The sequence below is a fragment of the Saccharibacillus endophyticus genome (genome assembly GCF_013185185.1).
Classification (GTDB): domain Bacteria; phylum Bacillota; class Bacilli; order Paenibacillales; family Paenibacillaceae; genus Saccharibacillus; species Saccharibacillus endophyticus.
In genome coordinates this window covers 280232-302312 of the sequence record NZ_JAAZWE010000004.1, presented here as the reverse complement: position 1 = coordinate 302312, position 22081 = coordinate 280232, and the positions used below count along the sequence as shown (strand labels likewise).

The 22081-nt window shown below is 56.0% G+C and carries 17 protein-coding genes and 1 riboswitch; of the genes, 10 read left to right on the top strand and 7 right to left on the bottom strand.

Translation table 11 applies throughout. The features are described 5' to 3' along the window. Positions 1-21: 21 nt before the first annotated feature. Positions 22-1062: an ABC transporter substrate-binding protein gene (locus tag HRQ63_RS16030; protein ID WP_229714226.1), complete on the bottom strand. Its 1041-nt coding sequence runs from the start codon at positions 1060-1062 to the stop codon at positions 22-24. A gap of 162 nt (positions 1063-1224) precedes the next feature. Continuing rightward, positions 1225-1337: riboswitch (TPP riboswitch) on the bottom strand. A gap of 173 nt (positions 1338-1510) precedes the next feature. Here HRQ63_RS16030 and HRQ63_RS16025 point away from each other — a divergent pair. The 4 genes from HRQ63_RS16025 to HRQ63_RS16010 all read left to right on the top strand — a co-directional run bounded on the left by HRQ63_RS16025 (position 1511) and on the right by HRQ63_RS16010 (position 4901). Beyond that, positions 1511-1927, top strand: a complete 417-nt coding sequence (locus HRQ63_RS16025; RefSeq protein ID WP_172245553.1) for a pyridoxamine 5'-phosphate oxidase family protein — start codon at positions 1511-1513, stop codon at positions 1925-1927. Positions 1928-2180: 253 nt separating this feature from the next. After that, on the top strand, positions 2181-3227 hold the full coding sequence (locus HRQ63_RS16020) for an EAL domain-containing protein (RefSeq protein WP_172245551.1): 1047 nt from the start codon (positions 2181-2183) through the stop codon (positions 3225-3227). Between the two features lie 236 nt (positions 3228-3463). After that, positions 3464-4276 (top strand): undecaprenyl-diphosphate phosphatase, encoded by an 813-nt coding sequence (locus tag HRQ63_RS16015; RefSeq protein ID WP_172245549.1) that lies wholly within the window; start codon positions 3464-3466, stop codon positions 4274-4276. Between the two features lie 136 nt (positions 4277-4412). Beyond that, positions 4413-4901 (top strand): glycosyl-4,4'-diaponeurosporenoate acyltransferase CrtO family protein, encoded by a 489-nt coding sequence (locus HRQ63_RS16010; RefSeq protein ID WP_172245547.1) that lies wholly within the window; start codon positions 4413-4415, stop codon positions 4899-4901. Between the two features lie 73 nt (positions 4902-4974). Here HRQ63_RS16010 and nspC read toward each other — a convergent pair whose 3' ends face one another. The 3 genes from nspC to HRQ63_RS15995 form a co-directional block, all read right to left on the bottom strand. Next, positions 4975-6117, bottom strand: a complete 1143-nt coding sequence (nspC, locus tag HRQ63_RS16005) for a carboxynorspermidine decarboxylase (protein ID WP_172245545.1) — start codon at positions 6115-6117, stop codon at positions 4975-4977. A gap of 22 nt (positions 6118-6139) precedes the next feature. Next, positions 6140-7339 carry a saccharopine dehydrogenase family protein gene (locus HRQ63_RS16000; RefSeq protein WP_172245543.1) on the bottom strand — a complete coding sequence of 400 codons (1200 nt, stop codon included), beginning with the start codon at positions 7337-7339 and terminating at the stop codon, positions 6140-6142. A gap of 358 nt (positions 7340-7697) precedes the next feature. Beyond that, positions 7698-8573: an AraC family transcriptional regulator gene (locus HRQ63_RS15995; RefSeq protein ID WP_172245541.1), complete on the bottom strand. Its 876-nt coding sequence runs from the start codon at positions 8571-8573 to the stop codon at positions 7698-7700. Positions 8574-8759: 186 nt separating this feature from the next. Here HRQ63_RS15995 and HRQ63_RS15990 point away from each other — a divergent pair, with 186 nt between their 5' ends. The 5 genes from HRQ63_RS15990 to HRQ63_RS15970 all read left to right on the top strand — a co-directional run bounded on the left by HRQ63_RS15990 (position 8760) and on the right by HRQ63_RS15970 (position 14574). Further along, positions 8760-10025, top strand: coding sequence for an LLM class flavin-dependent oxidoreductase (locus tag HRQ63_RS15990; RefSeq protein ID WP_172245539.1), 1266 nt, complete (start codon positions 8760-8762; stop codon positions 10023-10025). Next, on the top strand, positions 10022-11293 hold the full coding sequence (locus tag HRQ63_RS15985) for an ABC transporter substrate-binding protein (RefSeq protein ID WP_172245537.1): 1272 nt from the start codon (positions 10022-10024) through the stop codon (positions 11291-11293). The genes HRQ63_RS15990 and HRQ63_RS15985 overlap by 4 nt, the downstream gene beginning before the upstream one ends. Before the next feature lie 13 nt (positions 11294-11306). After that, a complete protein-coding gene (locus HRQ63_RS15980) occupies positions 11307-12191 on the top strand; it encodes a carbohydrate ABC transporter permease (RefSeq protein ID WP_371873225.1) in 885 nt (294 codons plus the stop codon). 27 nt (positions 12192-12218) lie between these two features. Beyond that, positions 12219-13034, top strand: coding sequence for a carbohydrate ABC transporter permease (locus HRQ63_RS15975; protein ID WP_172245527.1), 816 nt, complete (start codon positions 12219-12221; stop codon positions 13032-13034). 433 nt (positions 13035-13467) lie between these two features. Then, a complete protein-coding gene (locus HRQ63_RS15970; protein WP_172245525.1) occupies positions 13468-14574 on the top strand; it encodes a metallophosphoesterase in 1107 nt (368 codons plus the stop codon). 150 nt (positions 14575-14724) lie between these two features. Here HRQ63_RS15970 and HRQ63_RS15965 read toward each other — a convergent pair whose 3' ends face one another. The 3 genes from HRQ63_RS15965 to HRQ63_RS15955 all read right to left on the bottom strand — a co-directional run bounded on the left by HRQ63_RS15965 (position 14725) and on the right by HRQ63_RS15955 (position 20302). Further along, positions 14725-15873, bottom strand: a complete 1149-nt coding sequence (locus tag HRQ63_RS15965) for a mannitol-1-phosphate 5-dehydrogenase (protein ID WP_172245513.1) — start codon at positions 15871-15873, stop codon at positions 14725-14727. Positions 15874-16217: 344 nt separating this feature from the next. Next, on the bottom strand, positions 16218-18182 hold the full coding sequence (locus HRQ63_RS15960) for a PTS mannitol transporter subunit IICBA (protein ID WP_172245503.1): 1965 nt from the start codon (positions 18180-18182) through the stop codon (positions 16218-16220). Further along, entirely contained in the window at positions 18179-20302 is a 2124-nt protein-coding gene (locus HRQ63_RS15955; RefSeq protein ID WP_172245501.1) for a BglG family transcription antiterminator, read from the bottom strand. The genes HRQ63_RS15960 and HRQ63_RS15955 overlap by 4 nt, the downstream gene beginning before the upstream one ends. 586 nt (positions 20303-20888) lie before the next feature. Between HRQ63_RS15955 and HRQ63_RS15950 the strand changes: the two genes are divergently transcribed. Beyond that, positions 20889-21635, top strand: a complete 747-nt coding sequence (locus HRQ63_RS15950) for a transcriptional regulator (RefSeq protein ID WP_229714225.1) — start codon at positions 20889-20891, stop codon at positions 21633-21635. The last annotated feature ends 446 nt before the right edge of the window (positions 21636-22081 follow it).

Genomic DNA, 22081 nt, shown 5'->3' with positions numbered 1-22081 from the left:
TCTGTGTATTGCTGCAAAATGTTACTTACCGTCTGCAGCGGGCAGGTAGTCGTTAGTGAAGGCTTTTGCAGAGTCGAAGTCGCCTTCAAGCAGATTTTGCGAACTCATCCACTCGCCGTAGTTTTTCCATACTTCGGGCTTTTGCCAACCCCACTGCGCCGCGTCGTCCTGGTATTTCGGGCTGAGCCATTCCTGGCTGGCTTTGACAAGCTCCGGATCGAGATCCGGCACGGCTTTGATCAGGATATCGGCTGCTTCGGCAGGGTGGTCGATGGCGTATTGGTAACCTTCAGCCGTTGCTTTCATGAAGGCCTTTACCAGCTCCGGATCGTCCGCGAGCTGCTTCTCGTTGGTCGCGATAACCGGCGTATAGTAATCTAGGCTCTCGGAATAATCTTTGACGTACAGCATATCGATCGGCTCGTTGCGCAGTTCCGCTTCGATGCCCGTCCACGCGTAGAAGATCCAGGCAAAGTCGATATCGCGTTTCACGGCAGTAAAGAAGTCGGCGTCGCCCATATTGATATTTTCCACCTTGGACACGTCCGCGCCTTCCTGATCCATGATCGATTTCATCACGGCTTCCTCGACCGGAGAGCCCCAGCCGCCGTAGCGCTTCCCTTCGAAGTCTTTCGGCGATTTGATGTTGCGATCCGTCGGAGCGGCGAAGCCAGACGTATTATGTTGAATGACCGCAGCCAGCGAGACGAGCGGAACGCCTTGCACCCGCGCCTGCGTGATGCTTTCCTGATAGCTGATGCCGAACGGCACTTCGCCGGAAGCGACCATCTGGTCCGCTCCGCCCGCGCCGGGCTGCAAGATGCTGACGTTCAGTCCTTCTTTTTCGTAAAAGCCTTGATCGACCGCCGCGTATAGTCCGGTATGGTTGGTGTTCGGCGTCCAGTCCAGCACGACGCTGACGTCGCGCAGTTCGGCCGTGCTGCCCGTCTCCTCCGTCGTCGATTCGCCGCCGGTTCCGGCCGTTGCCGCGCCTCCGCCGTTTCCGCCAGAGCAGGCCGTAATTGCCAGCATCAGCGCCGCGATCGGAGCCAGCCACTTCATTCTTTTTCTGTTCCCCTTTTGTGTGCCCATCATGCGTTCATGTCTCCTTCAAACCGTATTGCCCGTTTCTTCAAGCCCGCCGGAACGCAAAAAAGCGTCCCGGATTCCGGGACGCGTAACGTCGATACCAACTGCGGCTGCTTCTCGGGATATGGTCGAAAAGGCGTTTCCGCTAAACGTTCCTACGCTGGCATTACCCAGATCAGGTATAAGGGTCAGTATCTGTTGGGATACACTCTCAGCCGGCCGTTCTTCCGACACCCCCCGGGGGTTATGAAATTTTCGGGTTGCTTCGGTGTCATTATAGCTTTTAAAAAGAAGACTGTCCAGAAAGACTGCGCAAAGTAAAAAGGGAATCGGCGTTTGCAGGTTCACTTTCATCTATTCGGGTACTTACTATTATGCACGATGAGAATCTTACTTTCACGACACGGGAGGCTATACCATCATGGATCAACAACAACTCGAAAGCAAAATCACGGAAACGCTGGAACGCAACCGCTTCGGATCTTTCGCTACGGTCGAAGGCGGCCGTCCGAAGGTTCGTTACATGACGGTATTCAATGAAGGCATGACCGTCTATCTCGTGACCAGCGCCAAAACGCATAAGGTCGAGGAGCTGGAATCGAATCCGAACGTGGCGCTGCTGCTCGGTTTCGAACAAGGCGGTACGCAGGACGAGGTGCAGATCGAAGGCACGGCAAAAGTGACGCGCGACGAAGAACTGCGCAAAAAGCTGTGGCACGATACGTTCGAGCAGTGGCTGGAAGGCCCGGACGACCCGAACTACGTGGTGATCGAGATTACGCCTACGCGCGCCGAGTATGCGAAAAGCAAGCATGAAGTCGAAGTTTGGGAAGGTTAAGTCTGGCTTTCGCGAACATTTTGATAAAAGCTCCGAACCGCCGCAATCCGGCGGATCGGAGCTTTTTTTCATGAAGATTGCGTAAAATTAGTTGTCGAATCAGATTAATTATTAAAAAATAAGTCGAAAGAACCGATTCTAAAAGGAGGAAGTTGGGTAATAGGTGGAGATTATACAGCTTGCTGGCTAGGTTAAACGAACTGTTTTTGTCGGAGTGGAAAATTGCTAATTATCAGTTTTAGGGGGTTCCTTCATGGAGCATATATGCAGCAGCTGTCAGCCGGTCAAACCGATCGAAGATTGGGGAACCATTTATTTGCGTCCCGTCACCGATATGCTGAACCGATTGGTTGAAGACCGCAATTGGAAAGCCGGGCGGAACGGATACGAAAGCGGCGTTCTCTTTTTCTCATATACGAGCAAAGAACAATTTTTGGAGATGGCGGAATGGCTGAACAGCCTGCCCGTCGAATGGACCGATCCGCTTCAAATCAAAATCTGCGGGGAGAGCGATACGCCGGGGATGCTTCCGTGGCTGCCGTTTTCGCAGATCGCCGCACGGTTTCAAAATATGGGCATGGTCGACATCATTACGCAGGAAAAGTTCACGAGTTTCCTTCAGCCGATCGTCAACGAAGAGGAAGCGGTCGTCGCGTACGAATTTTTGCTGCGCGCGGCTCCGGGCGAAGCGCCTTTTAACCCGTTCGAATTGTTCGACGTGGCGCGCAGAACCGGCATGCATTCGTTTCTCGACCGGGCGGCGCGTATCTCGGCGATCCGCCGAAGCGCGGAAGTGCTGCCTCGCGGCGTAAAACGTTTTATCAACTTTCTGCCTTCTTCCATTTACAATCCCGATTACTGCCTGAAGCATACGTTCGCGGCGATTCAGCGCTACGACCAGGATCCGCAGGATTTCGTGTTCGAAGTGGTGGAGACCGAACGGATCATGGACATGCCGCATTTGCAGCGCATCTTCAACGTATACCGCTCGCGAGGCGTCTCCGTGGCGCTGGACGACGTGGGTTCGGGTTTTTCGACGCCGGAAGTGCTGTCCAACTTGCGTCCCGATTTCGTCAAAATCGACCGCGGCTTGATCGACCGCTGCGACGAATCGGCGGATAAGCAGCGCCGCATCGAGGAGATCGTCAATATTTCGTCTTCGTTCGGAGGCGTCGTGCTTGCGGAAGGCATCGAGCGGCGCGAAGAGTACGAGTTCTGCCGCAGCCGGGGCATTTCGTTGGCGCAAGGCTATCTGTTCGGCCGGCCGGAAGCGAATCCCGTCGCGGTCGGCACGGCGTAACAGGTTACGGAGAAGCTATAATCAAAACCGAAATCTTACCGAAAGCGGCTGCGCGATCAAGCGAAGCCGCTTTTTTCGTGATATTTCGATCGCTTACAACGCAAAAAGCATAGTCGATCAGCCGGCGAATTTCACACGCAGGCGTCTTCATGGTAAATTAGAGAGATGTGTACGGAAGCCGGACATCCGGCATTCCGCAGAACGCAAAACCATACATAGAAGAAAGTGGGAGAACAATGGAAGAAACCTGGCTGTGGCTCAAGTATCTGATCTTGGGCATCGTTCAAGGCGCGACCGAGCCGATCCCCGTATCGTCCAGCGGTCACCTGATTATCGCCCAGCGGCTGCTCGGGGTCGATCAAGCAGGACTGACGTTCGAAATTTTAACGAATACGGCATCGCTGATCGCGATCATGTTCATTTACCGGCATGATATCGGAAGATTGATCGTCGGAACCTGGCAGTATATCCGGACGCGGGACGCGAAGTACAAATCCGACTTCATGTTCGCGATGTACGTGGTGCTCGGCACGATTCCGGCGGTGGTTGTGGGACTGCTGTTCAAGGACTGGATCGAAGTCACATTCTCCTCGGTCAAAACGGTTGCGGTCGCGCTGCTGGTCACGGGCGTGGCCTTGTGGCTGATCCGCAACATGCGAGGCCGCAAGCAGGACGGCGACTTGAAGTTCCGTGACGCGCTGCTGGTCGGCCTGGCTCAAGCCGTCGCGCTGATCCCGGGCGTCAGCCGTTCCGGCTCGACCGTCATCGCGTCGATCGCGACGGGCATGAAGCAGGATACGGCGCTGCGATTTTCGTTCATGCTGTACATCCCGGTTAGCCTCGGCGCGATCGTGCTGGGACTGCCGGACATCATCAGCACGTCGGAAGCGCCGGGCATGCTGCTGCCTTACGTGCTGGCCTTCGTCGCGACGCTGATCGTGACGTATTTCGCGATGAAATGGTTCATGGGCATCATGGCGAAAGGGAATTTGAAGTATTTCGCTTATTATTGTTTCGTGGTGGGGATTTTGTTGTTGATCTTTTTGTAGGACAGAAGGAAAGCGTGCTTCTCGATTCGCAGAAGCACGCTTTTTTGAATTTAATTTAAGCCTTTCGGGTATAGAAGATTTGTATGGAAACATAGGCTCAATCGTTAACTTCGGTTTCGAATAAGGACGGTGAAAAATGAGTGCTGGATTTATGATATGGATGATCGTGATCAACACGGTATTTTGGTTGGTCTGCTGCCTGGGCACGGCCCATATGGTTCGGTTCCTGCCGAAGTCTTGGTACGAAAAAAACGATTGGTTTTTCGCGGAGCGGCCGTTCGAACGGAAATTGTACAAAAAAATCCGTCTCGACCGGTGGAAAGACAAGCTTCCGGAAGGCGGAGGATTATGGGATTTTCAAAAAAGAGAGCTGAGCGAGGAACTGACTCCGGCGTACGCGGATCGATTCGTTTTGGAAACGAAATACGGGGAGATCGGGCACTTGGGCATGGCGATCTTGGGTTTTGCCTGCATCTGGATCAATCCTGACGAGTATGCGCTTGTTTTTCTAATCTGCGCATTAGTCAATGTGGTTGTTCAGATCCCGTTTTGTCTGATCCAGAGGTATAATAGGCCACGGTTAATTCGTTTGAGATCGCGCTTGGCGCGTAAGAGCAGGGCCTGATTCGACAACTATTTCGAGCAATAAAAAAAGCCCGACATCCCCAAAAAGGAGTCGGGCTCTTTTTATACAAACCTTAAGACAACCGCGAACTGTAATCCTCGAACTTGAACTCGCGGATCACTTTGAGGCCTTCCTCGTCGCTGTACGAAGCGATCGAAGGGAGGTTCACGCCGTTGAACATATGGTTTTTGACCATCGTGTAGTGCGCCATGTCGCCGAAGACCAGCTTGTCGCCGATTTGTAGCGGACGGTCGAACGAGTAGTCGCCGATCACGTCGCCCGCGAGGCAGGTCATGCCGCCCAGACGGTACGTGATCGCTTTTTCGCCCGGCATGCCGGCACCGTCGATGTTCGGACGGTAAGGCATCGCCAGAACGTCCGGCATATGGCATTCCGCCGACGTGTCAAGGATGGCGATGTCCATGCCGTTTTTCATCGTGTCGAGCACGGTCGCCACCAGGTAGCCCGTGTTCAGCGCGATCGCTTCGCCCGGCTCCAGGTAGACCTGCACGTCGTACTTGTCGCGAGCGAACTCGATGCAGCGGATCAAGCGCTCGACGTCGTAGTCGGGACGCGTGATATGATGGCCGCCGCCGAAGTTCAGCCATTTCATTTTCGAAATGACGTGGCCGAATTTCTCGTCGACGACTTTGAGCGTGTTTTCCAGCGTATCGGAGTTCTGCTCGCACATCGTGTGGAAATGCAGGCCGTCGATGCCTTCCAGATCGCTCTCGTCGAAATTCTCCAGCGTGATGCCCATGCGGGAGTACGGCGAGCACGGATCGTAGAGCGGCACTTCAAGCTCGGAATATTCCGGGTTGATGCGCAGGCCCACTTCGATCTTGCGGCCCGGGTAGTTCAGGACTTTGTCTTTGAACTTGCGCCATTGGGCGAACGAGTTGAACACGATGTGGTCCGTGTAGCTCAGCAGCTCGTCGAACTCGCGATCGACGTAAGCCGGAGCGTACACATGCACTTCTTTGCCCATTTTCTCGTAACCGAGGCGCGCCTCGAACAGCGAACTGGACGTCACGCCCGCCAGATATCTGCCGACCAGGGGATACTCCGCGAACATGGAGAATCCTTTCTGGGCGAGCAGGATCTTGGCGCCGGTGCGTTCCTGCACGGAACCGAGCAGTTCCAGGTTTTTGGTGAGCAGACGCTCGTCCAAGACGTAGCAAGGCGACGGGACGGCGCTGAAATCGATGTCTGTCATGATGGGTTTTCCCTCCTACGCCTTAGTCCAGCAGCGTCGGCGAGAAGTCCTCTACCCACGGCAGGCCTTGTTTGTTCAGTTCTTCCATGAACGGGTCCGGATCGAACTCTTCCACGTTGTATACGCCCGGCTTTTTCCAGAGGCCTTTGAGGACCATCATGGCGCCGATCATGGCAGGTACGCCGGTTGTGTACGAGATCGCTTGCGAACCGACTTCGCGGTAGCATTCTTCGTGATCGCATACATTGTAGACGTAGTACGTTTTCGGCTCGCCGTTTTTCGTGCCTTGGAAAATGCAGCCGATGTTCGTTTTGCCTTTCGTGCGCGGTCCGAGCGAAGCAGGGTCCGGCAGCACGGCTTTCAGGAACTGAAGCGGCGCGATTTTTTGGCCTTCGAATTCGATCGGCTCGATGGAAGTCATGCCGACGTTTTCGAGGACTTTCAGGTGGTTCAGGTAGTTTTGCGAGAACGTCATCCAGAAGCGGATTTTTTTCAGGCCGGGCATGTTTTCGGCGAGGGACTCCAGCTCTTCATGGTACAAGAGGTAGATGTCTTTCGGTCCGATTTGCGGCAGGTCGTAGACTTTTTTCTCGGAAAGAGGTTCGGTCTCGATCCATTCGCCGTTTTCCCAGTAGCGGCCTTTTGCCGTGATTTCGCGGATGTTGATCTCCGGGTTGAAGTTGGTCGCGAACGGATAGCCGTGATCGCCCGCGTTCGCGTCGACGATATCGATCTGATGGATCTCGTCGAAGTAGTGCTTCAGCGCGTAAGCGCTGAATACGCCGGTTACGCCCGGGTCGAAGCCGCTGCCGAGAACCGCCGTAAGGCCGGCTTTCTCGAACTTCTCGCGGTACGCCCACTGCCATTTATATTCGAATTTCGGATTGTCGAGCGGCTCGTAGTTGGCAGTGTCCAAGTAGTGAACGCCAGTTTCCAGGCACGCGTCCATAATGGTCAGATCCTGATAAGGGAGCGCCACGTTGATTACGATATCCGGCCCGAAGCTTTTGATCAGCTCCACGACTTCTTCGGTGCGGTCGGCATCGACCTGCGCGACCGAAATCTTCGTGCGTCCTCCGTCCAATTTCGTTTTCAAAGCTTCACACTTCGACAACGTACGACTCGCGATACAAATTTCCTCAAATACGTCCGGATTCTGGACACACTTATGCACGACAACGCTAGCTACGCCGCCGGCACCGATAATCAATGCTTTTCCCAAAATCAAGTCCCCCCTTAGTCCGTTTAAAAAGATGGATTTTACATGAATTTTACACAGTACTAGATCAGTTTTTACATAACGAAATGAACTGCGGTTAAAAAATCAACAAGAAGGATTATACAAACTATTCGGCAAAAACACAAGAAAAACGCGAAAAAAACGGCTTTTTTCGGAATCGTCCCAGGATTTGTACAGGGTTTTAACAGAAATCCTCCGTAATCCGTCGTATTCCTCCGTTTTGTCCGCTCAGCAGGCCATTTGGAAGCCGTATCGGAACGCAGCGGGCCCGCAGGAGCCGTGGGGCGTTTCTCCCTCTATTTATTACCCAGTGAGGATGAGGGCAAGCAGAACGTTTCTGTTAAAAGGAAGCATGCCGCTGCCGGTACTGCTTGGGCGGAAGCCCGGTGTGCTTTTTGAACGCTTTGGAAAAGGAAAACAGATCCGGGTAGCCGACCGAATGCGCGATCTCCGACAGCGAGTAGCCGGTCTGCTCCAGCAGCATGCGGGCTTCGTCCAGCTTGAGCCGCTGCATATGGCTGACCGGCGTATGGCCGTAGCGCTCGTGGAACTTTTTGCTGAAATGGGTCCGTCCGACGCCCGCGTGCCGCGCCACTTCCTCGATCGTGATTCCGTCCGCGTAATGAATCTCCATATAATCCAGCCCGCGCTGAAGCCAAGAGACGCCGTCCGGCTCGCTCCCTTCAGGAAACGTCGTCGATTCCAGCGCGGCGAAAATACGGTAGAACTCCGACAGGCGGCTCAGATCGGACGCTTCGGCGTGCTCCGTGGACGTTTTTTCCAGAAAAGAACGCATGGCCGCCGCCGCTTCTTCGACGAGCGCGGACGGCAGATGCGGACGCTGGGGCGTCAGGCCGATCCGCCGAAGCAGCTCCAGCGCCATTTTTCCGTCGAACGCCAAAAATATTTTGCGCAGCGGCGCTTCGGCGTCGGTCCAATATTCGTGCATCACCTGCGGAAAAAGACAATACATATCGCCCGCGGCAAGCTCGTATTTCCGATCGCCGTGCACGAACGTGCCGCGTCCTTCAAGCACGAGCAGCAAATAGTAGTAGGCGGTCGTGCGCGGCCCGATATGGTAGTTGGGCTTGGCTAGATTGGCGCCGAGACGGATCGGCCAAGCCGGCCCGGACTTTTCGTAATCCGACGGCGTGAAAAAGTGGATGCGCAAATATTCGTGATGGTCTTCTTTCATGTATTCGGTGTCGATCGGCATGAACAAAGCTCCTTTTTCGCAAGGGTGCATACAAAATGACAAAAAGGCCGAATGGCGAAATGACATTTACTATTGGCGTAAGCGTTGTTATCATTCTAACAAAACTAATCCAACTTGTTTAGTTGGGATAATATATTTAAAATTTTAAATACAAAAATATAAAACGACAGAAAGGCGGCAGCGACGATGACAGCAGGCGAAGGAAGCAAGCGGGAGATCGAGTTCGGCTGGTTTTTGCCCACGGCGGGAGACGGAGCCCATGTAGGCGTGGAACCGGAACGTCCGGCGACGCTGGATTATTTGACGGAGGTGGCGCAGGCGGCGGAGACGGCGGGCTTCGAATTCGTGCTCATTCCGACCGGCGGCGCGTGCCTGGACGCCTGGGTCGTCGGTTCGGCGGTCATGAGCCGCACGAAGACGCTGCGTCCGCTCGTGGCGGTGCGTCCGGGCCTGACGGCTCCGGTGCTTTCGGCGCGCATGGGCGCGGCGTTGGATCAGCTGTCCGGCGGCCGGGCGATGATCAACGTCGTGACCGGAAGCTCCGTGCAGGATCTCGAAGAACTGGGCGATCCGCTGGCGCGTTCGCACGACGAGCGTTACGAACGGGCGGACGAGTATCTGGACGTGATGAAACGGGCATGGGCGAACGGCGACAAACCGCAGGCTTCGGAGTTCGCGGCGGTATCGGGCGCGAACGGCGCGGCTCCGGCGGCCGCGGAAACCGATGCCGGGACAAAGGACATCGATGCTTCGGCAAAAAAGCAGGCCGTTCCGTCAAGTTCGGAGCCGTTCCGCGGCAAGCATTACACGTTCGAGCGTGCTTCGGGATCGCCGCGCACGGTGCAAAATCCGCATCCTCCGTTCTATCTGGGCGGCAGCTCGGAAGGCGCGAAAAGAGTCGCGATCCGGCACGCCGACACGTTCCTGATGTGGGGCGAGCCGCACGCGTGGATCGAGGAGCAGATCGCGGAGATCGAAGAACTGCGCAAAGCGTACGAACAAGAAACCGGAGCGCCGCGCGAGCTGCGTTACGGATTGCGCGCGCAGGTGCTGGTCCGCGACACGGAAGAAGAAGCATGGGCGGCGGCCCGGGAGATCATCAGCAAAGTGTCCCCGGAAGCGATCGAGCGCGCGGAAAAAGAATTCGCCGCGACCGACGCGACCAACCAACGCCGTCAGAACGAGCTGCGCGAGCTGTCCAAAGCGGAACAGTTCGTCGTCGGTCCCAACCTGTGGACGGGATTGTCGGTCGTCCGCTCGGGCGGCGCAATCCTGATCGTCGGCACGGCCGACCAGGTCTCGCAGCGGTTGATCGAATATGCCGAACTCGGCGTGTCCACGTTTATCCTGTCCGGCTACCCGCATTTGGAAGAAGCCGAGATTTTCGGAAAAGAAGCACTGCCGCTGTTCAAGCAAAAATGGGCTGACATTCAAAAGGAGGTTGTACGATGACGGGGAAATCCGGGAAAAAAGTGCGTTATTGGTTGGCATCGGGCGCGCTTGCGCTGACGGCGGTGCTCTCCGCTTGCGGAGGCGGCGGCTCGGACGCATCGGGTTCGGGCGGCGACGTCACGATCAATTTCCTGCATTGGCGCGGAGAAGACGTCAAAGCGCTGGACACGATTATCGACAAGTTCGAAACGGCGAACCCGACGATCAAGGTCGAGATGCAGACGCTGCCGTCCGACCAGTATCAATCGACGGCGCAGGCGAAATTGTCCGACGGTTCGGTAGGCGACGTGTTCGCTTCGTTCCCCGGCGCGCAGTTCGACGCTCTGGCGAAAGCCGGCGTATTCACGGACCTGAGCGGCTCGTCTTTCCTCGACAGCTTCAACGCCGACCTGATCGCGGCGGGTCAGCAGGACGGCAAGCAGCTCGCGGTGCCGTACCAGCTCGTCTACAACGATCCGATCTACAACGTGAAGCTGTTCGAAAAATACGGCCTGACGCCGCCTGCCGATTGGGAAGGCTTCCTGGCTTTGTGCCAAACGCTGAAAGACAACGGCATCATCCCGATCGCGTTCGCGGGCGCGGATATCGGTCCGGGCCAATTCATGAACACGATGGTGATGAACAACGAACCGAGCGAAGACATTTTCGAAAAAGTGGAAGCGGGCGAAGCCAAACTGACCGACGAATGGTGGGTCAAAACGCTGACGCAGATCAAAGAACTGAACGATAAAGGCTACTTCCAACCGGACGCGCTCGGCACGAAGGACGCCGCGGCAGGCGCGTTGTTCGTACAGGAAAAAGCGGGCATGCTCGCCAGCGGTTCGTACCAGCTCGCGCAGAACGCGGCGCAAAATCCGGAACTTGAGCAGGCGCTGCTCGCCCCGATCACGGTGAGCGCGGGCGAAGCCAAGTACGAAGGCGTGCATACGAGCACGTTCATGTTAGCCGTCAACAGCAAGTCCAAGCATCCGGAAGAAGCGAAAAAGTTCCTGGAATACCTCAGCCAGCCGGACGTGGCGGGCGAATACGCCAACGCGACCGGACAAAACGTGACGGTCGACGGCGTATCGTACGATAGCCCGGAGCTGAAGGTCGCCGAAGACTGGACAAGCAAAAAGACGCTGTTCCAACCGCGCTTCACGATCAAAAACGGCGATAACCAAAAAGCCGTCACCAACTCGATCCAAGCCGTGCTCGGAGGTTCTGCGCCGGAGGAAGCCGCGCAGGAAGCCCAAGCCGTCATCGATCAAAACTTGAGCAAGTCGTAAGCGCGGCCTGCCCATGACTATCAAAAGAATGAAACATAAGCGTGCCTTGTGGCTGTTCCTGCTGCCGGGCACGCTGCTGTATCTGTTCCTGTTCGCGTATCCGACGCTGTCGGGGCTGTTTTACTCCTTTACCGATTGGGACGGCGTGTCCGATTCGTACCGGATGATCGGCCTGGACAATTACAAAGACAGCTTCGACAGCCTCGTGTTCCGCAAAACGCTGCTGAACAACGTCAAGTTCATGCTCAGCGTCGTGATCGTGCAGACGATCGTGTCGCTGGTACTCGCGATGCTGCTGTCGCGCAATACGCGAACGCGCGTCTTCCTGCGCGCGCTTTACTTTTTGCCGGCGATTCTGTCGTCGGTCTCGGTCGGCCTGATCTGGTCGTTCGTGTACGATCCGACGATCGGCATGCTCAATCTGGGCCTCAGAGGCGCAGGATTGGACAGTCTGACGCAAAATTGGATCGGCGACCGCCATATCGCGCTGTACGCGATCGCGGCGGTGCAGGTCTGGGCGCACGCCGGACAGATGATGATCGTGTTCATCGCCGGTTTGCAGGCCATTCCGGGCGAGCTGTACGAATCGGCGCGCATCGACGGCGGCAGCCGTTGGCAGCTGTTCCGCCATATCACGTGGCCGCTGCTCGCGCCGGCTTCGGCAATCGTGATCGCGTATACGACCATCCAGTCGTTCAAAGCGTTCGACCTGATCTTCGTCATGACGGACGGAGGCCCGAATAACGCGACGGAGATTCTGTCGACGTACATTTACCATACGGCGTTCGGCAACTACGAATTCGGACTCGCTTCGGCGGGGTCGATGATATTCCTGGTCGTGCTGGCCGTGCTGACGTATTTGCAGTTCAAAGCGCTGCGGACGGACCGGGCCGCTTAGGTCGGGGGAAGGAGGAAGGACTACTTTATGGCATTCAAATGGCTGGGACGGCTGCTCGTGCTGCTGTACGCGGCGATTATCGCCGCGCCGCTCTATTTCGTGCTGATCTCGGCCTTCAAACCGACGACGGCCTTCTTCGCCGACCCGCTCGGTTGGCCGAAGCCGCTCACGCTGGAAAACTTCGTCGCGCTGTTCGATCAGCAGCCGATGCTGCGCTACTTCGGCAACAGCGCGCTCGTGACGCTCGGCACGGTATCGCTGTCTTTGCTGCTCGGCAGCCTGATCGCGTACGCGATCGTGCGCTTCGGCGGCCGGATCGGCGCGTTTTTCTTCGCGCTTTACGCGGCCGGCCTGATCGTGCCGACGCAGGTCAATATGCTGCCGCTGTATTCGCTGGTGCGCAAGCTCGGCTGGTCGGACCATCTGCTGGGCTTGATCGTCGTGTCGGTGGCGCTGTTCCTGCCGCTGACCGTGTTCATGCTGACGGGCTTCATGCGTTCGCTGAGCCGCGAAGTGCTGGAAGCGGGCAGCATCGACGGCGCGAACGAATGGCGGCTGTACGTGCGCATCGCGATTCCGCTGTCCGCGCCCGCTTTGTCGGCGTGCGCGACGTTCCTGTTCGTCATGTCGTGGAACGACCTGCTGATGCCGATGCTGCTCATCAACGGCAATTCGAAGCTGACGCTGCCGCTCGCGCTGATGCAGTTCCGCGGGGAGTACGTGACGAACTATACGACGCTGCTCGCCGGAGTGGTGCTGTCGGCGGTTCCGATGGTGATATTGTTCTTGTTCCTGCAAAGGTACTTTATCGCAGGGATGACGGCGGGTGCGATCAAAGGGTAAGGGCTTAATCCAAAGTCGGGATAAAAGGCTGTTCCGGAACCTGTGACAGGGGCGGAGCGGCTTTTTTAAATTAACTGCATATCTCCATTTCATTTTTGCGAATTCGGCGATTTGAGATTGATACCTGCATACATACAGTTAATTGCTTCTTTTTTCGAAGAGTGCTTCTTTTTCTGCTCAAATAGATGGACATATGCAGGTATTACGTTTTCGATAAACCGTCGATAACTGATAACTGTATTTTCGTAGTTATTTCGCGGTTTGATCTTTTCCCGAATGTTCGTCTCGCTTCACGCTTCAATACGATTGCTTTGCTTGTAAAAGGAGCGCGGCTCGACTTCATGGTCGGCGACTTCGTATAATAGAAAGAAAACGCATAAGGGCCGATGATGGGATCTGCCGCTTGTCAAAAGTTGAGAGGAGCCTAAAAGGTTTGGTTATTCGTATTATCATTTCGCTGCTCGTGTATCACGGGTTTCTTTTCTATATCGGGTGGAATCTGTGGAGAGGGATCCAATCGTTCAAGCCTGACGTAAAAAAACGCTGGCTGATCGTGCTGTCGGCGGGATTGTTGATCGCGGCTTGGTCGATGTTTTTCCGGTTCGCGTTCAGCGAGTATGCTTGGGCGCACTGGAGCGCGGGCATCTGGCTGGTGTTTGCTTACCTGATGGTGCTGGTGCTGCCGGCAACGAACGCCGCCGTGCTGCTGCTCCGACTGTTCACCCGGATCGACCGCCGCAAACTGACCCGTTCGGCGACTGCCGCGGCGCTGACGCTGACGGTGGTTCTGGGCGGAATCGGTACTTACAGCGCGTACAGCCCGGTGGTCAAAACGTATGACGTCGCGATCGGCAAGCCCGCGCTGGACGGCAGAAAGTCGATGAAGATCGTGATGGCGGCGGATACGCATTTCGGCGCGTTGTCGGGTCCTTCGCATGCTAAGCGCTTGGTCAAAATGATCAACGAGCAGCAGCCGGATCTGGTGTTGTTCCCCGGCGATCTGGTGGATGACGATATCGTGCAGTACGTGAAGCAGGGGATTCCGGAGATTCTGCGCGGGATCGAAGCTCCGGTCTACGCGTCGCTCGGCAACCATGATCGTCTGGAGGCCGGCGACACGTCGCTGATCAGCACGCTGAAAGACAGCGGCATGATCATGCTGTACGACGATGTGGTCAGCGACGATCTGCCGGTGACGCTGATCGGCCGCAAAGACCGCACCGATCCGGGGCGGATGTCCGTGGCTGAGTTGGCTGCGCAAGCAGAGCCGGCGACGCCGCTGATCCTGCTGGATCACCAGCCGTATGAGCTGGAGCTGGCGGCGGATGCGGGAATCGATCTCGAAGTGTCGGGCCATACGCACCGCGGACAGATCTTCCCCGCCAACTTCATCACGAACCGGATCTACGAGAACGATTGGGGCTACTTGCAAAAAGGGCAGATGCATTCGATCGTGACGTCCGGTTACGGATTCTGGGGACTGCCGCTGCGGATGGGAACGCGGTCGGAGCTGGCCGTGATCAACGTGAACTTCGAATGATCGCGAAGCGAAGGCAGCGTGATTTGAAAAAAGATATGTTCTGACGCAAAAAAGAGACTGCGGCGTAAGCCAAGCAGTCTCTTTTTCGTATGACGAAAGTTTGGCAAGGCAATCCGAAAACTGGTTGCAGCCTTCTCGCCTTGAACAATATTAGTTTTTCAGCGACTCGTAAGCATCCGCGATCTTCGCGTTTTCGCCGCTGTCTTCCGTGAATCCGGTCGCGTCGGCGATCGCGCCTTCCAGACCTTTTTCTTCGATAGAAGCTTGCAGCTCGACGGATTGCTTGTCTTCCGGGTTGTTGTAATGCAAAGCTGCCGCGATGCCGGTCAGCAGGTTGTCGATCGGCAGGTCGAGGCTCAGCGCCATGCGCGCCGGACCGCTCAGACGGTCGTTCGGGCCGAGCTTGCGCAGCGGTTCGCGCCCTACGCGGCTCACGTCATCGTTCAGATACGGGTTGCGGAAACGCTTCTCGATCTTGTCGATGTATTTCGCGTGCTCGTCCGCGTCGAATCCGTGTTCTTTCACCAGCGCCGCGCCGCTTTCTTCCATCGCGCCGCGTACGACCGCGCGTACCGATTCGTCTTCGATCGCTTTATCGACGGTCGGCAGGCCTTTGAGGTAGCCCAGGTAAGCCGTGATCGCGTGGCCCGTGTTCAGTGTGTACAGTTTGCGCTGCACGTAAGCAACCAGCGTATCGGTAAGCTTCATGCCTTCGATGGACGGAACGCCGCCTTTGAATGCAGGCTCTTCCACAATCCATTCGAAGAACGATTCCACGCCCACGTCGAGCAGGTTGTCGCCTTTGAATGGAGGAACGATCCGGTCGACGGAGCAGTTCGGGAAGCCGACGTGCTCGTCCGCGTAGGCTTTCGCTTCGTCGGACAGGTGCGTGTAAACTTGCTCTTTCAAGTGCGAGCTTGCGCCCACCATGTTTTCGCAGGCGATGACGTTCAAGAAGCCTGCGCCGGATTTGGCACGTTCTTCAAGACCTGCGGCAATATTGACGGCAATGAATTTCAGCACGTTGGGACCTACGGCCGTCGTGATGATTTCGGCGTCGGCGATATGCTTCGACATCTCGGGGCTGTTCGAGAGAACGCCGGACACGCCGGTTACCGGAATCTCGCGCTTGTCGAGGTCCAGGATATGGATGGTGTAACCGTGCTTTTCGTTCAGCTCGTTGATCATGGCTTCGTTGACGTCGGCGAAGACCAGTTCGTAACCTGCTTCGACGAGCAGGGCTCCGATGAAACCGCGGCCGATGTTGCCGGCTCCGAATTGAATGGCTTTTTTAGTCATGAGTTGTTACCTCCAGGAGGGGACGCGAGTCTGTTGCCTGGCGCTCGGGTTGTTTTGCTGCGCAAAGCCAAAAGTCGCTTCAGTCAACAGACTCGCGTCCGGGATGTGGAAGAAGAATCTTCCTAAAAGAGTGTGGGAATAAAAAGATATCAAACCGTTTCCGGGAAAGGGAAACGGTAGGGTAAAAAACTGACCTGCAAAAAAGCTTAAAGCAATCATGAATTAGGGATGAGCAAAAGCTCGTAAGTACAAGCATTACGACGTCAAGATTATCAAAGGAAAAAGTCAAAGCCGAAGCCGGCAGAGGGGGATCCCTGCCGGCCGACTTTAAACGTCTTGATTAATTACTCGGGTTGTACGCTCAGGGTGTTGTAGATATCGTTGACGTCTTTGGTTTGGGCCAGGCGTTGAACGGTCGACTCGTCTTCGATCGCTTCGGCGATCTTCGTCAGAATCTTCAAGTGTTCGCCGCGGGCGCCGGCGATGCCGATGACCAGGTAAGCCGTGCCGGCTTCGAACTCGACGCCGTTAGGATATTGCAGCACGACGATGCCGGAGTTATCGATCTCGTTTTTGGCCGTACCTACGCCGTGAGGAATCGCTACGCCGTTGCCGATGTAGGTCGAAGCTACGCCTTCGCGTTCGATCATGGCATCCACGTAACCCGGTTTAACGTAACCGGATGCCGACAGCAGTCGTCCCGCTTCGCGGATCGCTTCTTCTTTCGTCACGCTCGGAAGGCCGAGACGGATGTTTTCTTTGCGCAGGATATCCGATTGAACGGCGCCTGCTCCGGGAGCGGCTTTGTCCAGTGCATTGTCGATATCCCATTGCGCGTCCGGAGTCGTGGCCGTCGTGTTGCGTTCAGCCGGGGAAGCGCCGGATTGGGAAGCTTTCAGTTCTTCGATCAGGTCTTCGTAGACCGGATTGTTGATGAAGTTGTCGATCGAAACGTGATGCGCGTTCGGAGCTTTTGCACGTGCGCGACTCGTCAGGTTTTCCTGGGTCACGACGATATCGGCATCCGCAGGAATGTTTTCGATCGCGGTGTTCGTAACGTTGATCGGCAGACCTGCCGCTTTGACTTTTTTGCGGAAAGACGAAGCGCCCATTGCGCTCGAACCCATGCCGGCGTCGCAAGCGAAGACGATTTTTTCGACTTTGCCGTTAACGCGTACGTTTACGCCTGCTGTTGTTGCCGATGCAGCGTTAGTGCCTTTCATAGCTTTGGAAGCATCACGCGCTTTATCCAACGCTTCATCGTCAGCTTTGTAATTGCGCAGGAACAGTGCCGAGACAAGGAAAGAGACGATTGTAGCTACGGCTACGCCGGCGAGAACGGCAAGGTGGCCGCCTTTAGGCGTTACAGCCATGATCGCGATGATACTACCCGGTGCTGCAGCTCCGGACAAGCCGGCCCCTGTTGCAACGAAAGTGAATACGCCGGCCATGCCGCCCAGAATGACGGACAGAAGCAAAACAGGTCTCATCAGAACGTAAGGGAAGTAAATTTCGTGAATACCGCCGAGGAACTGGATCACGATCGCGCCAGGAGCCGAACTTTTGATCGAACCTTTGGCGAATACCCAGTATGCCAACAGAACGCCAAGACCTGGACCCGGGTTGGTTTCCAACAAATAGTACACGGACTTTCCGAGTTCCGCTACTTGGTCGGTACCGAGCGGAGTGAAGATACCGTGGTTCAGCGCGTTGTTCAGGAAAAGGATCTTCGCCGGTTCTACGAAAAGCGAGACCAGCGGCAGGAGGCCCCAGTTTACAATCTGTTGAACGCCGGATTCGAGAACGCTGGTGAATGCTTCGAACAGCGGTCCTACGCCGTAATAGCCGCCGATTGCCAACCCCGCGCCAAGAATACCAGCAGAGAAGTTGTTGATCAGCATTTCAAAGCCGGCAGGGATCTTGCCTTCTACCATACGGTCGAACTGCTTGATTACCCAGCCTGCGAGAGGTCCCATAGCCATTGCTCCGAGGAACATCGGCGTATCGGGAGCGCCTACGATCACACCCATTACGGCTATCGCGCCAAGCACGCCGCCGCGATGATCCGCGACCATTTTACCGCCGCTATAAGCAATCAGAAGAGGCAGCAGGTAAGTAATCATCGGACCGACGAGCGATCCGATCTGCTCATTCGGGAACCAGCCTTTAGGAATAAATAGGGCCGTGATGAGACCCCACGCGATAAACGCGCCGATATTCGGCATAACCATCGCGCTCAGGAAACGTCCGAACTTTTGTACGCCGTCTCTGAGTCCGCCCGATTTTTCAGGCGTCGATACGCTGCTCATAATTGTTCAACCTCCAATGTGTATTGTTCTATTTTTCTTGCATAAAGCTCTCTCATCATGTCCGCGATCTCTCTTCGGAGCGCATCGGGCTCGGAGGAAGAGAGTCTGGCGGCGAATCCGGGACGGTCGATCAGCGATTTGCTGATTTCTCCGGCCGCCTGGAGGTAGGATTTGCCGCTGGCTTTCGGCGCCAGCAGCAGAAGTGCCGCTTTGAGTTGAATCGGCTTGTCTTCCGACTCGGCGGCTAGGCCGTCCGGGAAGCGGAAGATGCCCAGTATGAGCTTGCCGATCACTTCGGAGCGGCAGTGCAGCAGAATCAGCCCGTCTTGGGAGAGAACGGTTTCGCCGAGACGTTCGCGCTCGTGCAGCTCGCGTTCGAGCACAGCTGCATCGTCCGCGTTTTCGGTGAACCGCCGCGAGATGGCCGCGATCAGTTCGCCTACGTCCCGGGAGACAAAGGCATCCGCGACATCGACGTTTTTCATCAAGTCGAGGATGCCTTCCAGCGTCTGCTTATGCTCGTCGAGCGTACCGACCAGATCGCTTTGCAGATTCTGCCTGGTTTTCTTTTTGGCGAAATGCCGCTGTTCTTCGTTCGCGAAGCGCCGTATACTTTCGACGTCGTTAAAAGAAAGCAGCACGGACACCCGCACGACAGGGGTTTCGGTCTCGACGTCGACGGTGGAAACGATAAAGTCCGCTTCTTGATTCTCGGCGGCTTCCGAAGCGGAAGCGATGCCGATCAGGTTGAAGGCCGGGAATTCTTTGCGTACCCTCGCCATCAGCAGGCCCGAGGTGCCCATGCCGCTTGCGCAGGCGATCAGCACTTTCGGGGAAGGACGTTCGGCCCTGGCGTATTCGCTCATCGCGCCGATATGCATCGCGATGTAGCCGATTTCCGATTCCGGCACGTCGCGATTCACGTAATCGGCCAGAATATTCGAACATTTCTCGGCAATGGCGAAAACTTCGGCGTACTGTTCGCGAATCTGGCCCAGCAGCGGGTTGCGGATGTCCAGCCCCAATCTCAGCCGTTCGACGGCCGGTCCCAGGTGATGAACGAATCCGGCGAACAATTTGCTGCTGCCTTTCAGCTCGTAGCCGAGCTCGGCTTCCGCCGTTTTCAGCATGTTGCGGGCCAGGCGGACGAGTTCGAAGCTGACGTAGTCGTAATAATTGTCGTGATCCCGGTCGAGGCGGGTTTCCGCCCCTTTGAGATGCATCGTGATGTAGCCGACTTCGTCCTCCGGAATCTCGATGCCCAGCATGTCTTCCAGCTTTGCCGCAAGCCGTTTGGCTTTTTCGAACTCGCCGAGCTTGCGAAGGCCGTCCAGCACATGGGCATCGATCACGATGCGCTGCCCGGCCCGAATGCGTTGAATCGCAAGAGCCAGGTGGACGGCCAAGCCGATGTAAGCACTGTCGGTCAGCTTCAGATCGAGGCTGTTTTCAAGCTCTTCGACCATCTGCTGCAGCTGCTCGGCGGCGCCTTCGTCGATCAGGTTCAGCAGGCGGCTGCGGATATGGGAGCGGACTCTTGTCGGGTCTGCGGCCTCGTTTCCGACGCTTCCGCTTACCAGCTCGGCGACCTGGTCTTCGGCGACACTTTCATAAACAAGTTGGATCAGCGCGGAACGGATGGCATTCTCGCTACCTTCGACGTAAACGCCGAAACCCGGTTTGCGGATCAGGCGCAGGCCCAACGGCTGCAGCCATTCTTCCGCCCGATCGAGATCGGCGCTTAGCGTGCTTTCGGTAACTTTGAACTGTGAAGCGAAACTGTACGATTTGACAGGCTCGGCCGCAAGCAGCAGCTCGCTGATCAGGAAGTAGTGGCGTTCGTCCCTACTGTAGTCCCTGACCGGGCCTGCCGCGCTCAGTTCTTCTATAAGAGCGTCAAGCTGAGTCTGGGCGGCTTCCAGTTTGACTCCGGCACCCGGTTTGCGGATCAGCCGGGCTCCTCTTGCCGAGAGCCACTGTTCCACGCCGGGAAGTTCGCGTTTGACCGTTCTTTCGCTGACGTCCAATTCATCCGACAGATCCCGTACCGTAACGAACTCCCCCCGTGAAGCGAGAAGACGCTTCAGGATCGGTAGCAGCCGTCCGGTCGGTTTGTCCACGCGGATTCCTCCTTTTTCAACCCCTCTATTTTGAAAGCGATATCATTTACCCCGGAACGGGGTGGAGACGATTCACTGCGGCACGCGCCGCAGCAGGCAGGATCTCGTCCTCTACTCAAATTTTAAGCACCCCGTCTCGGAATGGCAAAGGAAAGATGCCTGGATTTGTCCCGAATCAATAGTGACAAAGCCGAAGAACTCCAGTTCTCTTTTCCTACCAAGCAAAAGTTTTCCATTCAATTATTACTCACAGGCACGGCGAATCAATCATTTTATATGCAAAAACGTGCAATTTTTTCATGGATTTCAATATAGTGAATAGCTTAATATATGTATCGGATGGATGCGAATGGTTTTTGAGCGCGACTTAAGAACAGGGAGAATCATTCATCATTTCCCGGATTTCGTTCAAATCGGTAATGGAAAGGGCCGCGGCGGTCCGAACGAAGAGACTGGCTTTCCCGGCGACATGCATCCCGCGTACACTGAACGTATACGGACGCGAAGCACGCGCCGCTTTCGATACTCGGGTATCGGAGGCGGCTTTTTTGCGTGCTTTCAAACGAAAAGGGGGAGTACGCTCATCATGGGAGCAGCTTTTGAGCAGACTTACGGGCAATGGTTGGCGCGGCAGATTGATGAAGAGAGCGGCATGCGCCGTCGGGAATTGTTGGAACGAGGCTTGGGACACGGCACGATCGAATTTTTGCGGCAGGTCTGGTTTCCGGCGGTAGGCAATTTCGATGATCTGTACGCGGAGTGGGAAGTACGCGATTATCACGGCGGCTATCGGTATATCGATCTGGCCTACCGACCCGGCGGAGCCAAAGGCGCGATCGAGATCCAGGGTTACGGTTCGCATGCGCGCGATCTGGACACGAGGCGCTTCAAAGATCTGTGTTGGCGGCACAGTCTGCTCGGGCTCGACGGCTGGACGCTGCTGCATGTCGCTTATTTGTCGATCCGTGAAGAACCCGAACGCTGTCGGCAGCTGGTTCTTGCGTTCGTCGGCCGCTTTCTATCGTTCGATGCGGTGTCGGGCGGCCTGAATTGGCTGGAGGAGGAAACGCTTCGGTATGCCCGCAGGCGGTTGACTCCTTTTAGCGCGGGGGAGTTGGCAGAGCATCTGCGAGTGACGGATCGGCACGCGCGGCTGATTTTGCAAACGCTCGTCGAGAGCAAACGCATGGAAATCGCCAACGATAAGCAGCGGTACCGAACGTATCGGCTGGCGTTATCGGCTTGGAAAACAGGGGGAAGGGAGCATGAACGGCTTGACGCAGCGTACGGCAGCGGCGGAAAAAGAATAAAGTTCGAATCGCAAAGAAATTGAAGTTCGCAGCGGGGATTCGGGCGGGGAAGCGTCGGCGGTAAAGTGAAGTCGGCGATAAAGAACCGCATCGGCGGAGTGCGGAGTCGATGTTGTCGGCGATGAACTCGATAATGAAGCGGAAACAAGATTTTCGGCCCGATCAGCCGGATGCTTCACCAAGCCGGAATTTTAACGGATCGAGATGACGCTTAGCGTCCGTTTTGAGCTGTTTGAAAATTCTAACGGATTCAGGCGACGCTTAGAATGGGATTGGGCTTGTTTTTGTCGGGAAAAGCAGCAAAATTTACGTCTGACGGACATACGATCCGTTAAAATCTCGGAAGGGGTTGATTTGAGGGTTTAAGGGACATACAATCCGTTAGCCGTGCCGTGCCGTGCCGTGCCGTGCCGTGCCGTGCCGTGCCGTGCCGTGCCGTGCCGTGCCGTGCCGTGCCGTGCCGTGCCTC

Excerpts from the sequence above, each read along its gene's own strand:
- HRQ63_RS15985 (WP_172245537.1), top strand. The coding sequence starts at position 10,022 with ATGACGGGGAAATCCGGGAAAAAAGTGCGTTATTGGTTGGCATCGGGC.
- nspC (WP_172245545.1), bottom strand. The coding sequence starts at position 6,117 with ATGACAGACATCGATTTCAGCGCCGTCCCGTCGCCTTGCTACGTCTTG.
- HRQ63_RS16025 (WP_172245553.1), top strand. The coding sequence starts at position 1,511 with ATGGATCAACAACAACTCGAAAGCAAAATCACGGAAACGCTGGAACGC.
- HRQ63_RS15950 (WP_229714225.1), top strand. The coding sequence starts at position 20,889 with ATGGGAGCAGCTTTTGAGCAGACTTACGGGCAATGGTTGGCGCGGCAG.
- HRQ63_RS16030 (WP_229714226.1), bottom strand. The coding sequence starts at position 1,062 with ATGAAGTGGCTGGCTCCGATCGCGGCGCTGATGCTGGCAATTACGGCC.
- HRQ63_RS16015 (WP_172245549.1), top strand. The coding sequence starts at position 3,464 with ATGGAAGAAACCTGGCTGTGGCTCAAGTATCTGATCTTGGGCATCGTT.
- HRQ63_RS15975 (WP_172245527.1), top strand. The coding sequence starts at position 12,219 with ATGGCATTCAAATGGCTGGGACGGCTGCTCGTGCTGCTGTACGCGGCG.
- HRQ63_RS15965 (WP_172245513.1), bottom strand. The coding sequence starts at position 15,873 with ATGACTAAAAAAGCCATTCAATTCGGAGCCGGCAACATCGGCCGCGGT.
- HRQ63_RS16010 (WP_172245547.1), top strand. The coding sequence starts at position 4,413 with ATGAGTGCTGGATTTATGATATGGATGATCGTGATCAACACGGTATTT.
- HRQ63_RS16020 (WP_172245551.1), top strand. The coding sequence starts at position 2,181 with ATGGAGCATATATGCAGCAGCTGTCAGCCGGTCAAACCGATCGAAGAT.
- HRQ63_RS15980 (WP_371873225.1), top strand. The coding sequence starts at position 11,307 with ATGACTATCAAAAGAATGAAACATAAGCGTGCCTTGTGGCTGTTCCTG.
- HRQ63_RS15990 (WP_172245539.1), top strand. The coding sequence starts at position 8,760 with ATGACAGCAGGCGAAGGAAGCAAGCGGGAGATCGAGTTCGGCTGGTTT.
- HRQ63_RS15995 (WP_172245541.1), bottom strand. The coding sequence starts at position 8,573 with ATGCCGATCGACACCGAATACATGAAAGAAGACCATCACGAATATTTG.
- HRQ63_RS15960 (WP_172245503.1), bottom strand. The coding sequence starts at position 18,182 with ATGAGCAGCGTATCGACGCCTGAAAAATCGGGCGGACTCAGAGACGGC.